Origin of the sequence: Runella rosea (assembly GCF_003325355.1) — a bacterium.
GTDB classification, from domain to species: Bacteria; Bacteroidota; Bacteroidia; order Cytophagales; family Spirosomataceae; genus Runella; species Runella rosea.
In genome coordinates, this window is record NZ_CP030850.1 from 4,390,190 (window position 1) to 4,405,794 (window position 15,605).

General features: G+C 46.1%; 9 protein-coding genes. 8 read left to right on the forward strand and 1 reads right to left on the reverse strand.

Annotated elements, in window-relative coordinates; all coding sequences use genetic code 11:
* Positions 1-89 precede the first annotated feature (89 nt).
* From DR864_RS18430 to DR864_RS18465, 8 genes are all read left to right on the forward strand, one after another.
* Positions 90-833 (forward strand): SDR family NAD(P)-dependent oxidoreductase, encoded by a 744-nt coding sequence (locus tag DR864_RS18430; RefSeq protein WP_114068343.1) that lies wholly within the window; start codon positions 90-92, stop codon positions 831-833.
* Between the two features lie 64 nt (positions 834-897).
* Positions 898-2,967: a beta-N-acetylhexosaminidase gene (locus DR864_RS18435; protein WP_114068344.1), complete on the forward strand. Its 2,070-nt coding sequence runs from the start codon at positions 898-900 to the stop codon at positions 2,965-2,967.
* Positions 2,968-2,970: 3 nt separating this feature from the next.
* Positions 2,971-4,044, forward strand: a complete 1,074-nt coding sequence (locus tag DR864_RS18440; protein ID WP_114068345.1) for a hypothetical protein — start codon at positions 2,971-2,973, stop codon at positions 4,042-4,044.
* Positions 4,045-4,285: 241 nt separating this feature from the next.
* Positions 4,286-5,707 carry a Gfo/Idh/MocA family protein gene (locus DR864_RS18445; protein ID WP_114068346.1) on the forward strand — a complete coding sequence of 474 codons (1,422 nt, stop codon included), beginning with the start codon at positions 4,286-4,288 and terminating at the stop codon, positions 5,705-5,707.
* A gap of 106 nt (positions 5,708-5,813) precedes the next feature.
* Positions 5,814-6,548, forward strand: coding sequence for a Bax inhibitor-1/YccA family protein (locus tag DR864_RS18450; protein ID WP_114068347.1), 735 nt, complete (start codon positions 5,814-5,816; stop codon positions 6,546-6,548).
* Positions 6,549-7,035: 487 nt separating this feature from the next.
* A complete protein-coding gene (locus DR864_RS18455) occupies positions 7,036-10,137 on the forward strand; it encodes a SusC/RagA family TonB-linked outer membrane protein (RefSeq protein ID WP_114068348.1) in 3,102 nt (1,033 codons plus the stop codon).
* Positions 10,138-10,220: 83 nt separating this feature from the next.
* Positions 10,221-11,681 carry a SusD/RagB family nutrient-binding outer membrane lipoprotein gene (locus DR864_RS18460; protein ID WP_114070357.1) on the forward strand — a complete coding sequence of 487 codons (1,461 nt, stop codon included), beginning with the start codon at positions 10,221-10,223 and terminating at the stop codon, positions 11,679-11,681.
* A 111-nt stretch (positions 11,682-11,792) separates the two neighbouring features.
* Complete coding sequence (locus DR864_RS18465) at positions 11,793-13,052, forward strand: dipeptidase (protein ID WP_114068349.1); 1,260 nt, start codon at positions 11,793-11,795, stop codon at positions 13,050-13,052.
* A 142-nt stretch (positions 13,053-13,194) separates the two neighbouring features.
* On the opposite strand, the gene DR864_RS18470 is transcribed toward DR864_RS18465, so the two are convergent.
* The gene (locus tag DR864_RS18470; RefSeq protein WP_205319128.1) at positions 13,195-15,588 is read right to left on the reverse strand and encodes a hypothetical protein; all 2,394 of its coding nucleotides are present in this window, start codon (positions 15,586-15,588) and stop codon (positions 13,195-13,197) included.
* Between the last annotated feature and the right edge of the window lie 17 nt (positions 15,589-15,605).

Below are 15,605 nucleotides of genomic sequence, written 5' to 3' on the forward strand. Positions count from 1 at the left end.
CACAAAGTATCACTGAGTTATGCACAGAGGTACACAAGGGTTAGCACTGAGTAGAACTCAGTGATCCCAATTTTAATAAGATGATAAACATGAATGAATTTAGCGGACAGGTAGCATTGGTGACGGGGGCAGCCTCGGGCATCGGATTGGTGGTTGCCCATAAACTTCTTGACGAAGGTGCCCAAGTGGCCTTACTTGATTTTAACGAAAAAGGATTACAACAGGAGTTTGAAAGCTACGGCGACCGAGCATTACTCATCGGCATTGACATCACCGACGAAGCGCGGGTACAGGAAGTGATTCAACAGGCGTTGGCGCATTTTGGCAAAGTGGATATTCTCGTCAACTGCGTGGGAATCACGGGCGTAACCAACCTCAAAAGTCACGAAGTAAGCAGTGAGAATTTACATAAAGTGTTTGAAGTCAACTTTATGAGTTGCTTTTATACCTCAAAAGCCGTTTTACCTTCCATGATGGCGCAGAAATACGGACGTATCCTGCACATTGCGTCAATTGCAGGCAAGGAAGGAAATGCGGGCATGTTGGCGTATTCGGCTTCCAAAGCGGCGGTCATTGGGCTGACGAAAGTACAGGGCAAAGAATACGCAGAGTACGGCATCACGGTCAACGCCTTGGCCCCGGCCGTGATTCAAACGCCGTTGGTGGATGCCATGCCTGAAGTACAGGTAAAATACATGACCGACAAAATTCCGATGAAACGCTGCGGCACGCTTGACGAAGCCGCCAATTTGGTGGCCTATATCGTATCGTCCAAAAACAGCTTTACCACTGGCTTTACCTTTGACTTGTCGGGAGGAAGAGCTACGTATTAAGTGTGTCACTACGCAGTCGCTCGCAAAACGCGAGCGACTGCGCTAAACCTTTAATTTTCTGTTCATGAAATCCCTTTTGATTGTTTTTGGCACCTGTTTTTGGGCGTTTACAGGGATTTTTGCCCAAAATCGCCCCGTTTTATACCCCGAACCGACTTCCATTCGATACGAACAAGGCGAACTGTTGCTGCAAAATCTCTCACTTTATGTAGCGCCGACGGCTTCTAAAGACTTTGTTTTTGCCCTGAACGAACTCAAACAAACGATTCGGGAGCGGAGTGGGAAAACGCTTAAAATGGCCAATACCGCCAATACAGCAAACATTCGGTTTACAGTCAAAACACCGGGACGGGAATTGCCCGAAACCAACGAAGCGCAGACTGGAAGCATGCGGGAACATTACTCGCTTTCCATCAATGCCAAAGGAGTTGAAATCATCGCCCAAACCTCAACGGGCCTGTATTATGCCGTTCAGACGATTCGACAATTGATTCAGGGTTCGGGAGCAAAAGCAGCGTTGCCTTTTGTGACGATTCAGGACCAACCTCAGTTGGCTTTTCGGGGTGTGATGATGGATTTTGCGCACGGGGGATTGTTAACCGTGGACGAAATCAAAAAACAGATCGACTTTTTGGCGCGTTGGAAAACCAACCAATATTATTTTTACAACGAAGTCAGTATTGAACTTGCCGGCTATTCCACCCTCAATTACAAGGCAAGCTACACCCAAGATCAAATCAAAAGCATCATTGCCTATGCCCGTGAGCGGCACATCGACGTGATTCCGTTTGTGAATTTTTACGGGCATTTGCACGAACTGATTCGAAACGAAAAATACGCTTCTCTGGCCATTGGGCGCTACGGACACGAGCTTGACCCGCGTAACGCTGGCGTACAGACTTTGCTCAAAAATTGGATAAAACAATATACCGCGTTGTTCAAAAGCCCATTTATTCACGTGGGTTTTGATGAAACTTGGGAAACCAAACGCTTAAACAGCACTGGCGAAATGTCTTTGAATCCCGAAGCGCTGTTTATTCAGCAACTGACGTTTGTAAGCGACGAACTCAAGCAATACGGTAAAACGCTCATGGCGTGGACGGATATGAATTCGTTTTATCCCGACATCATGAAGAAATTTCCTGCCGAGGTCATTCCGGTCATTTGGCAATACTCTCCCGATTCTGCGGCTACGTACCAGTATTTGAATCCCGTTTTGAAAGAGAAAAAGCCCTTTTTTATTCAACCGGCCGTTTCGGGTTGGGGACATATTTATCCCGAAGCCGATTATACTTACGACAACATTGATTTGTGTTTGCGAGCAGGTTTGCGTCATAAAACACTAGGTTTTATCACCTCCGTTTGGACAGATTCGGTAGAGCCGTTTGTGCGCTCATCGTGGATGTTTATGGCCTACGGCTGTATTTCCGCGTGGCAGGGCAAATCCCCTGATAAACAGGCATTCGCCCGAAACTACGCGTCGGTGATGTATCCCAATGCTGGCAAAGAAATGGGTGATGCTTTCGACAATATTGCCACCTCAGTCGAATATTTGAAGAAATGCCTAGGCAAAAACACCCAAAGTATGCCGCGTGGCACGTTGGTAGAAGCGTGGTCAAATCCTTTTTCAGCCTATTATCTGGCCAATACCGAAGCACACGCGGCGGAATTCAGAGAAGTTCGGAAATACAGCGAAGAGGCTCAGGCTAATTTGATTGCTGCTCTGCAAAAAGCATCTAAAGCCGACAGTGCTTTTATCAGTTCATTGCTGGTGTCGGCGCGGCTCATTAATTATTCGGCCACGCGATTTATTTGGGCCAAGGCCATCGTAGACCGTTGGAATTATGCCATGCTCGTCAAAAAGAAAGAAGATTACGTGATTTATGATTTGACGTATCCCTGCCACAGTTTATTGGTGGATGCGATGGACGAAACGGGCGAACTGAAACAAATTTATGCTCAAACGTGGCTCTCGGAATACATGCCCTATCGGCTGAACTCTATCTTGGGGCGATTTGATGTGGAATATAGCCTTTGGCGAAAACTGCACCTGAAAGTCGTTGATTTTCAAATTCAGCGTAAAAAAGAAGAACCTGTGCAGTCATTTGAAGCAATGTTTAAACCCGATTTTTAGAAAATGAACACTATAGAATTTATCAGTCCCATCAACGGTGATATGCTCCATTCCTATGATGGTTTGGTGGAAAAGGGAACGCTGCATACCATAGTAAAGGTTAAAGCGCCGTTGCAGCATTTGATTGTGATTAACGGCGTAGAAGCAAGAGAACGGAAAGGTGTTTTTGAAGCACAAATCACCCTGAGTGACTATGAAAATTCGGTAGAAGTTCACGATAGAACCACAGGCGAAAACCAACAGATAACGGTTTTTTGGCTACCCAATTTCGCAGGTCACTACCGCCTTTCGATTGACGATAATATCTGGTTTTTGCGCGATATTCACCAAAATTCAGCTCGTTATACATCTATTTTCGATAATGAATACTTGGGTTTTTTGAAACAGGTTCACGATACCTACGGCACCAAAATCCACCTGAATCTTTTTTACGAAACAGAGGGCTTCAACCTGTCGCAGTTGACAGATAAATACAAATCAGAATGGACAGCCAACGCCGATTGGCTTCGTCTGAGCTTTCACGCACGTGGTGAGTTTCCCGATATGCCGTACCGTACGGCAGGCTACCAACAAGTGGCCGAAGATTGCGAATTGGTCAACAACGAGATTCAGCGCTTTGCGGGGGAGGCCGTGATGGGCCCTGTCACTACATTGCATTGGGGCGAAGCCACCGTGGAAGGTTCCCGTGCCTTGCGAGATGCGGGTTATGTAGGACAATTGGGGTACTTTAATGTAGATGATGATCTGTTCGCGGTGTCGTATTATTTGACCGTGGAACAGCGCCGCCAGGTGAAAAAACGCTTTGTATGGCACGATACACAGGAGGGAATTACGTTTGTCCGCAGTAGCATTGTCATTGATAAAAAAGAGTTACCCGACATTGTACCCCATCTCGACAATTACGCCAATCTGCCCTCAGGCTTGCCGCCGTACGTTGATTTTTTGGTACACGAGCAATATTTCTATCCGTTTTACGAAGCCTATCAACCCGATTTTCGCGACCGCATTCTCACCTGCGTTCAATGGGCTACCGACAAAGGCTACACCCCTGCATTTTTAGGGGATTGTATTTTGTGAGATAAAGGGTTGAGTAAGAAAGAAAAAGTGCAGGAAAGAATAATAATCAACCTAAAATCTCTGATTTTTTAGTTTTCTAGCCTTCTCGTGAAACGTCTTGTAATTTCGGATAAAGCGCAACGCGCCCGAAATTACAGAGCGTTGAACGAGAAGGCGGGGCCCAGCGGCTGGGAGCGACCTGCAAAGTTTCAAACTCAATGGCATTAGGGCATACACAGAAGAAGGATAAACCGCTAGAAATATGGAAAACAACCGCAGAAATTTCTTGAAAACGGCAAGCGCAACAGGTTTAGGGCTTTTTGCTTCCAATCCCTTTGCGGCATACGCCACTACGCCCGACGAATGGGCAGAAGTGCATGAACAGGCCAACCGCCCCCGCGTCCAAAAATTCAACATGAGTGGCTACGCCGCTCCCAAACTCGACAAAGTACGCATCGGATTCATCGGGTTGGGCAATCGTGGTATGGGAGCCGTAGAGCGCATGAACAAAATCGAAGGTGTAGAAATCAAAGCCCTGTGCGACCTTCGGACGGAGAAAGTAAATGCCGCTAAAAAGTTGGTGGAAGCCTCAGGTCACCGTCCCGAAACCTATGTTGGCAGTCCCGAAATCTGGAAAAAACTGGCCGAACGCACCGATTTGGATTTAATTTATATCCTCACGCCTTGGGCTTTTCACACGCCGATGGCCGTATTTTCGATGGAAAACGGCAAGCACGTATGCGTGGAAGTGCCCGCCGCCAAAACCGTTGAAGAAGCTTGGCAATTGGTCGAAACCTCAGAGCGGACCAAAAAGCATTGCATGATGGTCGAAAACTGCTGCTATGATTTTTCGGAATTGCTCACGCTCAATTTGGCCCGCAACGGTTTCTTTGGGGAGATTGTCCACGGCGAGGCGGCTTATATCCATAATTTGCAGGAATACGTGTTCTCAAAAACACACTTCTATCAATTGTGGGAACTTCACGAAATGTATCAGCGCAAAGGGAATCTGTACCCAACGCACGGACTCGGACCTATTTGTCAGGTGATGAACATCAATCGCGGCGATAAAATGGAATACCTCACGTCCATGTCGAGCAACGATTTTGTGTTGGGGAATTTAGCCAAAGAACTCGCTGCCAAAGATGATTTTTACAAACCTTACGTGGACAAGCAGTTCAATGGCAATATGAGCACGACGACCATCAAGACCCATAAAGGCAAAACCATTATGGTTCAGTACGATGTCTCGTCGCCGCGACCTTATTCGCGAATTCAATTGGTAAGCGGCACCAAAGCCGTAGGTTTGAAATACCCCGAACCGGCGCGGTATTCCACGGGGCATGAATGGATGAGTGCCGAAGAGTACAAAACCTTGGAGCAAAAATACCTGCCACCCATCGTGAAAAAGATGGGCGAAGTCGCCAAGAAAGTCGGCGGGCACGGTGGCATGGATTTTCTGATGGACTGGCGCACGATTGACTGCCTTCGCAATGGCCTACCACTCGACCAAGATGTGTACGATGCCGCGCTGTGGAGTTGTATTGCACCGCTGAGTGGCTGGTCGGTAGCCCATCGTTCCAATTCTATTGAAGTACCCGATTTTACAGGAGGCTCGTGGAAAACCAACGCGCCCGTTGATATTTCGATGACCAAAGGTGGTACCACAAAAGCGAAAGTTTGAGGAATGCCCCCAAATAGGATTTTGCCTTGACTTTTTGAATTTTATATGGCATTTTGCGTTTATTATTCTGTAAAATCAGTTCAAAAATCTAAATCTCTTACGTTCCATGGCAAATCCAACCTTATCGGAAAAATCATTTATAAAAGCCGCGCGGGAAGGTGTTGGGCAGGGCCCAATGACCGTGCAGGGTACCGTCAATAAAATCATCCTGATGGGGGCGCTCGTACTCGCCTCGGCGCTAGGAAGCTGGTTTCTGTTTGCTTCCAATCCAGCGTTGATTATGCCTTTGGCCATTGGCGGAGCCATTGCGGGCTTTGTGATAGCGTTAATTTTGGCTTTTAAACAACACCTCGCTCCTACGCTTGCGCCCCTGTATGCAGTAGTGGAAGGTGTTTTTGTAGGCGCTACTACGCTTATTTTTGAAAGTATGTATCCTGGCATTGGCCTTTCGGCCGTGTTGCTCACATTTGCGATATTGGCTGGAATAGTCGGTTTGTACAAAGCTGGTGTGATTCGCGCCACGCCTACATTTAAGCGGACTATTTTAGCAGCTACTGCAGGCGTTGCTATCTTCTATTTGGTCGCAATGGTGTTGAGGATGTTTAGTATTGAGATGCCGCTTATCTACGATAATGGTTGGTTTGGTATAGGCTTTTCGCTTTTTGTGGTAGGCTTAGCAGCCTTTAATTTAGTATTGGACCTCGACATGATTGAGCAAGGTGCCGAACATGGTGCTCCTAAATACATGGAATGGTACTGTGCTTTTGGCATGATTGTGACCATTGTGTGGCTGTACATCGAAGTACTTCGGTTGTTAGCGAAGCTTTCCAGCCGCGATTAAAGAAACATATTTTAATTCCCTTTTTTCAAAGACGTCGGACGTAACTGTCTGGCGTCTTTTTTTTGGTGGCGTCTGATTTTTTTTAAAGTAGCGACTACTTTAAGGTATATACGTGTATTTGCGAGAAATTATAGGAATAATTATAATTTTTGTTTGTTAATAAAAAGTAAATAAGTTTTAAACAGAATAATAAGTGTTTGAGCTAAAATATTTAAGTAATTTAATTAGGTATTTTTATGAAAAAAAAGTTTATTATTTTGTATAAATAAATATATTTAAAATAATATTTGGAATAAAGTTGTAATAAATCTAAAATTGCATCTTTATTACTGCCAAGTAAGAAAAGCTCCTCGCTCTTTAAAATTAAGTTTTATTCAAAATGGCCGCAAACTATTAAGAATATTCAATGGCATAAATCTGTAATAGAAATGTGCTGTTTAAATTGGAAAAATACAAATATTGCCCAATAACTTAATATCCATTAACCATGAGGAAGTTTTTTACCACAACCTGTTTAGTGGCCTCTATGCTTGTCTCTTTAGCGAGCTATGCCCAAGATCGACTGTTGAAAGGCCGTGTCCTTTCTAAAGACGGCTCAAGCCTACCAGGCGCCAGCATCGTCATCAAAGGTTCCGACCGCGGAACCAGTGCAAATTCAACGGGAGATTTTTCCATCTCGGGCCCTCCTAACGCCGTTTTAGTTGTTTCTTTCATCGGCTACAAGCCGCAAGAAATTGCCACGGGCAATCAAACAACTTTTGATATTTCGTTGGATGAAGATGCCTCTATTCTGAGTGAAGTTGTCGTAACCGCTTTGGGAATTACCCGCGAGAAAAAAGCCTTGGGCTATTCGGTTCAGGAAGTAAGTGGCAAACAAATGACGCAAGCGCGTACCACCAACTTCGTAAATGCGCTTTCGGGGAAAATCGCTGGGGTGCAGGTCACTGGCTCCAACGGCGCGCCGGGTGCTTCTTCCCGGATTCTGATTCGGGGCGCAAGTTCCATCGGGAGCAACAACCAGCCTTTGTTTGTGGTTGATGGGATTCCTATTGATAATGGTAACTATGGCTCAGGAACGGGCGTAGACTACGGCAATGGCGCGGCATCTATCAACCCCGACGACATTGAAAACGTAAGCGTTCTGAAAGGGCCAAGCGCGGCGGCTTTATACGGCTCACGAGGGGCGAATGGCGTTATTTTGATTACGACCAAAAGCGGTAAAGGCTCGAAAGGTATTGGCGTTTCGGTCAATTCAAACACCGCATTTGACAGTCCGTTCCGTTTGCCTGAGTGGCAAAATGAATACGGACAAGGCAACAAAGGCCTGTTCTCATTTGTGGATGGAACTGGAAAAGGAGTAAACGACGGCGTGGATGAAAGCTGGGGCCCAAAAATGGACGGCCGACTTTTGCCGCAATTTGACTCGCCGATTGCCGCCGACGGTACCCGCACGCCTACCCCTTTTATTCCGCATCCTGATAACGTCAATCAATTCTTCCAAACAGGTAAGACTTTCACCAACAACATTGCCATTACGGGTGGAAACGAAAAAGGTGATTTTCGTCTTTCATATACTGACCTGAATCAAACGGGGATTTTGCCCAACACCGATTACAAACGCCGTACTGTATCGCTGAATGCGGGTTGGAATCTGACCAAAAAATTGAGCATTCGAGCAACGGGTAACTACGTAGTAGATGGTAGCGACAATCGTACGAACTGGGGCCTTTATTTTATCTGGTTCGGCCGTCAGGTGGACATGGAAAAATTGCAGAATTATCAGGCACCGGGCAGCATTTATCAATACAACTGGAACTACAACTACTGGACCAACCCGTATTATGTGTTGAACCTGAGCACCAAATACAATAAGCGCGACCGCGTGTATGGCAACTTAGCCGCTACCTATAAATTTAACGATTGGCTGACGCTGACAGCACGCTCAGGAACCGACGTATACATTGACCGTCGTAAAACCAAAAACGCCGCCCGGATTGATAACCTCAACGGTTCTAAACAGTACGATAGCTACAACGAAGAGCAGATTTTTATTCGCGAATCTAACTCAGATGTTCTGTTAACCGCTACGCATAAATTCGGTGAGTTTGACGTGGCCGCCAATTTTGGTGCCAACCACCGCAGCAATTATTATCAACGCAACTACATGGGCGCTACGGAGTTGGCAATTCCTCGCGTATGGAACTTGGGTAACTCGCGCCAAGCCAAAGTTGCCGAAAACTCGTTTACCGAAAAACAAGTAAACAGCGTATACGCGGCCGCAAACATCGGCTTTAGAAATTACCTCTTTCTGGATTTGACCGCTCGTAACGACTGGTCAAGCGCTCTGCCTTCCAACAACCGTTCGTACTTCTATCCTTCGGGGTCGTTGAGTGCGGTATTGACGGATATGTTTAATATCAAATCTACGGTATTATCATTTGCCAAAGTACGGGCGGGGATTGCGCGCGTAGGAAACGACACCGATGCCTATCGTTTGATTCAGGCATACAAGTACGAAAACCCGTGGGGCAGCACACCTTCATTGTCGGAAAACAACGCCATGTTGAACGCAAATTTAAAGCCAGAGTTGACCAATTCGTATGAGATTGGCGCAGAGGTTAAACTGTGGCGCAACCGCGTTGGATTGGACGTGACGTACTATGACAAACAATCGTTCAACCAGATTTTGGACGTAAATATTTCACAATCGACGGGCTTCAATTCTAAACTTTTGAATGCGGGTAAATTGCAAAATAAAGGTATTGAGATTCAACTGAGCGCCACTCCTGTAAAAGCGGGACCGTTTCAGTGGGACATTGCAGTCAACTGGGCGCGTAACCAAAATAAAGTCATTGAATTGGCCGAAGGCTTAACTACGTATACTTTAGGAACGGTGCGGGGAATGAGCATCGAAGCCCGGGTAGGACAGCCGTACGGAACTTTCTTCGGGCAAGGTTTTGCCCGTGATCCAAGCGGCAATATCATTTATGACAAGAGCGGTTATCCTACATTAAATCCTACCCGTCGAATTTTGGGGAATTTCACCCCTAAGTGGATTGGTGGTTTCCAGAATACTTTCACTTACAAAAATGTTTCTTTGAGTACCCTGATTGATGTGAAACAGGGCGGTGATATTTTCTCGCAATCGGTAAACATCGGCCGCTATACGGGTGTATTGGCAGAAACGGTACTGGGTCGCGAAGGAGGCATTGTCGGAGAAGGAGTTGTAAATACAGGAACTGCTACGGAGCCAGTATTCGTACCAAATACCACGCGGATTTCTTCGGAAGAATGGCACCACAAATATTACGCGCTGACCAACAATGAAGGAACTATTTTTGACGGAAGTTTTGTGAAACTGAGAGAAGTGAAGCTGACCTATGTGATTAGCGGTCAGGTGTTTAAGAAACTTCCGTTCCGTGATATTTCGCTCTCTGTAGTGGGTAGAAACTTGCTTTTGTTGCATAGCAATGTGCCGCATATTGACCCCGAAACCAGTTTTTATAACGATGGAAACCTACAGGGGATTGAGAACGGACAAGTTCCAACCACCCGCAGTGTTGGTTTCAACATCAGTTTTAATCTGTAACGAGTTGCTCAAGCTTTGGAAAGTCTACAAACTTTCCAAGGCTTGTTGGTTTGCTTCTAATAAATCTCAAAATGAACATTCACATGAAAAATATATTTCACTCTTTTCGCTATAAAGCCCTCACTGCTGCACTCATGCTCAGCGTCACGGCTTGTACGGATAAATTTGACGAAATCAATACCAATCCCAATGCACCTTCGGTAGCCACGGCCGACTTGTTTTTGCCGCACGGTATTCAAAGTGCCGTTGATGCCTATTGGGGCGGATCGTTGGGGATGGATATTGGCAATTTGATTCCCCAATATTGGGCGCGTATCCAATACACCGACATCGACCAGTATTCAATCTCCAGCGATGTGTACAGCGGCGCATGGCAAACCTTCCACGTGGAGGCATTGCCCGACTACCAGCGGATTTATAAGCTAGGCGTTGACACAAAAAACCCCAACTATCAGGCAGTAGCCATGATTATGCGCTCTTGGGTTTATTCATTGTTGACCGATATTTACGGGGATATTCCTTATACGCAGTCACTTCAAGGCTTAGAGGGTGTTTTACAACCCAAATATGATACCCAAAAGGAGGTATACGCAGGTATCATCAAGGAGTTGAAGGCGGCCAATGACATGATTGACGCTGTCGATAAATCCAAAGCCATTGCGGGCGATATTCTTTTTGCCAATAACCTGACCCGTTGGAAGAAATTTGCTAATTCGTTGAGTTTGCGTCTGCTTAACCGGATGCTGAGTAAAGCCGATGCGGCAATGGATGTTAAAACCGAAATCGCTCGTATCTTGGGTGACCCCGCTAAATATCCCGTCATTGAGTCTAATGCCGACAACATTCAACTTAATTATCTGGATGCAACCAACAATAACAATCCCATCAATCAAAACCGAAAAACCCGCGATGACCACCGCGTGAGCGCTACGATTGTGAACAAATTGGCGGCAATGAAAGATGCACGTTTGGCTGTTTATGCCGACAAGCCAGCCGATGGTGGTGATTATAAAGGTGTTCCGAACGGTCTTTCCAATGCCGATGCCAACACCTTGGGTTTATCAAAAACCTCAAAAGTAGGCGCTTATTTTGTGAGTGCCACCGCTCCTGGTGTTATTTTGAGTTACTCGGAATTACTGTTTATCAAAGCAGAAATGGCTTACAAAGGAATTACGGCGGCGGGCGATGTCGCGGCCAATTATACCAATGCCATTACGGCTTCGCACACGCAGTATAAATTGACGGTAGGTGCTGATTATTTGGCGGCCAACGCGTTGAAAACGGGCGCAGACGGGTATACGCAAATCATGGAACAAAAATGGATTGCTTTGTACGGGCAGGGAATTGAAGCATGGACGGAGTTTCGACGCACGGGAATTCCTGCTTTGAAGCCTGCGGTGATCAACGTAAACGGAGGTGTGATTCCGACGCGTTTGCCGTACCCAGGTTCTGAAGAATCGCTGAACTATACTAACTTTAGCGCCGCACTTAAACAACAAGGAGGAGCAAACGACATGAAGTTGAAGCTCTGGATTGCAAAGTAAAAATACTCGGGTGGTCTGCCGGGCGGCGAGGAGCAGTTGCGGGAATGGTTTATTCTCCTTCAGCTTCTCGCTTAACTGTTGATTAACTCCTTACTTAAACAAATCATCACAATGAAGACCCTTAACCAATTTACACTCATTTCCTGTTTTGCATTTACGGCCTTATCGGTGGCAGCACAGGACGATGCCGCTTTGCTGAAAAAAGCGAAGAAAATTCACGAAAAAGCTTTTACCGTAGATACCCACGCCGACACGCCGATGTTGCTCTCTCGTGGTGGGTTTGACATTACCAAAGACAATGACGCCCGTACCAGCAATAGCAAAGTAGATTATCCGCGTATGAAACGCGGAGGATTAGATGCTATTTTCTTTGCCGTTTATTTAGGTCAAGGACCGCGTACGTCCGAAGCCCACGAAGCAGCCAAAAAACGTGCTTTGGGTATTTTTGATGCGGTCAATACCACGTTGAAACAAACGAGCGAATTGGCCGAACTCGCTACCACGCCCGAAGATGCCTACCGCATTGGAAAAACAGGCAAACGGGTGATTTTTATCGGGGTAGAAAATGGCTATGCTATGGGGCATGATTTACCAATGTTGCAGAAATTTTACGATTTGGGAGCCCGTTACATGACGCTTTGCCATTCAAGTAACAACGATATTTGCGATTCCTCGACGGACCCCAAAGGGGCCGAATACCAAGGGTTAAGCCCATTGGGTGAGCAAGTGGTCAAAGAAATGAACCGTTTGGGTATGATTATCGATGTGTCGCACGTATCAGACTCTACGTTTTATGACGTGATTCGGCAGTCTAAAGTGCCTGTTGTGGCAACGCATTCTGGCGCAAAGGCCATCTGTAATCACCCGCGTAATCTCACCGACGATATGCTCAAAGCATTGGCTAAAAATGGCGGGGTGATTCAATTAAACTTGTTGAGCGATTATATCAAGACCATTCCGCCAAGCCCCGAAAGAGAAGGTGCGCTGAAAGAACTATACGCAAAATACAGCATCAAAGACCGCCGTGGAATGATGACGTTGCCAGAGGCGGAGCAGCAAAAAGCGCGCGCCGATTTTATGGAATTGAATAAAAAATACCCGATTCAGTTGGCTACCGTCAAAGACGCCATCGATCACATCGACCACATCGTGAAGGTAATCGGCATTGACCACGTGGGCATGGGGGCCGATTTTGACGGCGGCGGCGCATTGGCAGACTGCTTCGATGTGAGCCAATACGAAAACATGACCATCGAATTGGTGCGTCGGGGTTATTCTAAAAAAGACATTGAAAAAATCTGGAGTGGTAATTTCTTCCGCGTGATGAAGGCCGTTGAAAAAGGAAAAACGCGCGAATTAAGTCTCAAATAAGCATAAACTGATTAAAATCCGATACCTTTAACCGTTAATTTACACTCACAACAATCTGAAACGAAAAGAGTCGAGCACTTGCCCGACTCTTTTTTATGGAATTTTGATGAAAACTTCCCAAGTTTTAGAGATTTGGGAAGTTTCACAATGTCGATTTTTTTACCTCAAATGTAAAGGTTTTACTGCCTACGAAACCATTTTCAGTCATCCCCTGAATGACGGCTTTATAGGTGCCTGATTGGTCGGATGAATAGAAACTGAGCGATTGTCTACCCTGAGCATCCGTGATGACCTGCGGTGCCCAAAACAATAGGTTCCTTAAATCAGGAGTGCGACTTTTCTGTTGTTCGGGGGTATCATAGACGGGCGCATAAAATGTTTTTTTCGCTTGAACACCTTCGTACGACTGCACCAATGCCCGTGGGTCGAGAGGGAAGCCCGCCAAATCTCCTTTATAGGTAGAAAAGCTCACAATACCCGAAAAAGCCATCGGCCCCAAGTAATAAATCCCAGTAATTACTTCCAATTTTTTGATTTTTAGCGGGTCAAACGCCATGATTTTGTCGGTATCAAATACGGGCACGCCGTCAACCAGCATAAGTGGGTCTTCTTCAAAAAAGACGCTTGGTTGCAGTTTATCAAAGACTAAAAAATAGAATTTGCCGCGACGTTTGCGAACGCCCACGCCCGGTACATATTCACGCAAAACCTCTTCTACCGTCGGAAAACGGGTAAAAGCATCTAGGAAATATTTCTCGTCGGGGATGCCGTAAAAAGCCAGCGTATCGGTTTCGCCCGTTGTGGTTTGCAGTGCCGATTTGGGCAAAAATGCGTTTTGGGCCTGCATATTGATGCTTCTTGTCAGCAAGTCGTTTTTCCAGCCAGCATCAAAGGCAAACGGAGGGAGCGAATACGACGAGATTTTATCGGAAAAAGGACTATTGATTTCGATGCGGTAGGTACTGTCGTACTGGGTGTTGGTTTGGACAATGATTTCTTTTGTCCCGAAAAAGTGTTTCACCTCGTACGAAATCCGACCAGCGGTGTCGCTGCGTGATACAAACAGCTGCGGCCGCTTGCTTGGAGCGGAAAGATAGGTGGCAACATACGGGGCGGGCAAGCCCGTTTGGGTATGTACAACCTTTCCCGAAACAAAATGCCCACCCTGCTCGGGAAGGTGGTTATAGATTACTTTCTTATCAATATCTTCCCAATTGAACCGTCGCCATCCGTGGGTAAGCATCAAGTTATCAAGAGCTTGGTCAACTTCCTGTCCTGAATTGATAAAATAATAAGAGGGCGACTCAACGGTTCCTTTTAGGTCGGAGGTCAGGGCCAGATACGTATCAATCAGGGGCGGGTCTTCGGTGGGTAGGGAGTCTATCAAAAATACCGAAACCGACAAATCGGCCACGGTGGGCGTGTTTGATTTGAGGGAAGACGTGAGTTCAAGATTGATTTTTTCGCGCGTATTGTACTGCTTTTTATCGGGTTGGGCCGAGAGAAGGAGCGGTTGCGTGGGGCGTTTAAAATAGAGCCGTTCACAAACGGGTTTTTGGTTTTCGTCAAAAATAGTGATGGACGTAATGCCGTCTCCTAATGCGCTTTTAGGAAGCGCAAATGTTGCTTTTCCACTGGTAAGAGCCTTCTTTTCCGTTGCCTTTGGAACAGATTTGGTATGGGCCAAGAGGTAAACTTCCGAAGTGCTGGTTTGGGTAGGTGCCGAAACCGTGACTTCTAGCGCCAACGTCGATTCTTTAACCTGCATTACATAGCCCTGCGTTTTGATGGTTGGTAGAGTATACGTAAACCATTGTCTTTTTGCATCCTGGAGCAGTACACGGTAGGCGTCGCCTTCTTTGGGCGTAAAGGAAAACGTGCCAATGCCGAACTTCAAAGGTTCAAAATGGGCAACCGTATCATTTTGTTGATTGACGATACTTCCCCTGAATTTTATCCCTTTGCCATCTTGACCCACGGCGCGAAAGGCCACATTGCTTTCCAGCCCCTGTACCAGATTTCCACCTTCGGGAAACAACTGCAAATCGTAAGCAAGCGTAGGTTTTGGAGCGGACGAAAGGCTAGGTTTGCTGAACGGATTAACGATGCTGACGGTGGATTCAAAATAAAAATCGGGACTAAAATTTTTCATCCAGTGGGTATAACTACGCACCGAATACTGCCCACTTGCGACAAAAGGCGGAATAAAAACTGAGCCGAAACCCTTGCCACCGTCCAAGGCAATTTTTGTTTGTAACACTGGGTTATGGTCGCGGTCTAGTACTTCCAGATAGGCTACTTTGCTCATGTCTAATGGTGTATGCAACGAAGCATCCAGACAAAAAGTCTTAAACCACATCGTTTCACCCACTAAATACAGCGGTCGGTCGAGGTGGACAAATACTTTTTCCTGCACGGCCTGTTGGTTATATTGAACAAGCTGCTGAGATAGTGATTTACTTTGTCCAACGCCAAGGGTAGGGGTCAAAAGACTCACCCAAAGTGCTGTTTTTTTTAAGAATGAGAAAGGATTCATGGAGGCGGGGGAATTTA

What these genes read in the sequence shown, in the direction of transcription:
- DR864_RS18445 (WP_114068346.1), top strand. Translation starts at nt 4,286, where the DNA reads ATGGAAAACAACCGCAGAAATTTCTTGAAAACGGCAAGCGCAACAGGT.
- DR864_RS18435 (WP_114068344.1), top strand. Translation starts at nt 898, where the DNA reads ATGAAATCCCTTTTGATTGTTTTTGGCACCTGTTTTTGGGCGTTTACA.
- DR864_RS18470 (WP_205319128.1), bottom strand. Translation starts at nt 15,588, where the DNA reads ATGAATCCTTTCTCATTCTTAAAAAAAACAGCACTTTGGGTGAGTCTT.
- DR864_RS18440 (WP_114068345.1), top strand. Translation starts at nt 2,971, where the DNA reads ATGAACACTATAGAATTTATCAGTCCCATCAACGGTGATATGCTCCAT.
- DR864_RS18465 (WP_114068349.1), top strand. Translation starts at nt 11,793, where the DNA reads ATGAAGACCCTTAACCAATTTACACTCATTTCCTGTTTTGCATTTACG.
- DR864_RS18450 (WP_114068347.1), top strand. Translation starts at nt 5,814, where the DNA reads ATGGCAAATCCAACCTTATCGGAAAAATCATTTATAAAAGCCGCGCGG.
- DR864_RS18460 (WP_114070357.1), top strand. Translation starts at nt 10,221, where the DNA reads ATGAAAAATATATTTCACTCTTTTCGCTATAAAGCCCTCACTGCTGCA.
- DR864_RS18455 (WP_114068348.1), top strand. Translation starts at nt 7,036, where the DNA reads ATGAGGAAGTTTTTTACCACAACCTGTTTAGTGGCCTCTATGCTTGTC.
- DR864_RS18430 (WP_114068343.1), top strand. Translation starts at nt 90, where the DNA reads ATGAATGAATTTAGCGGACAGGTAGCATTGGTGACGGGGGCAGCCTCG.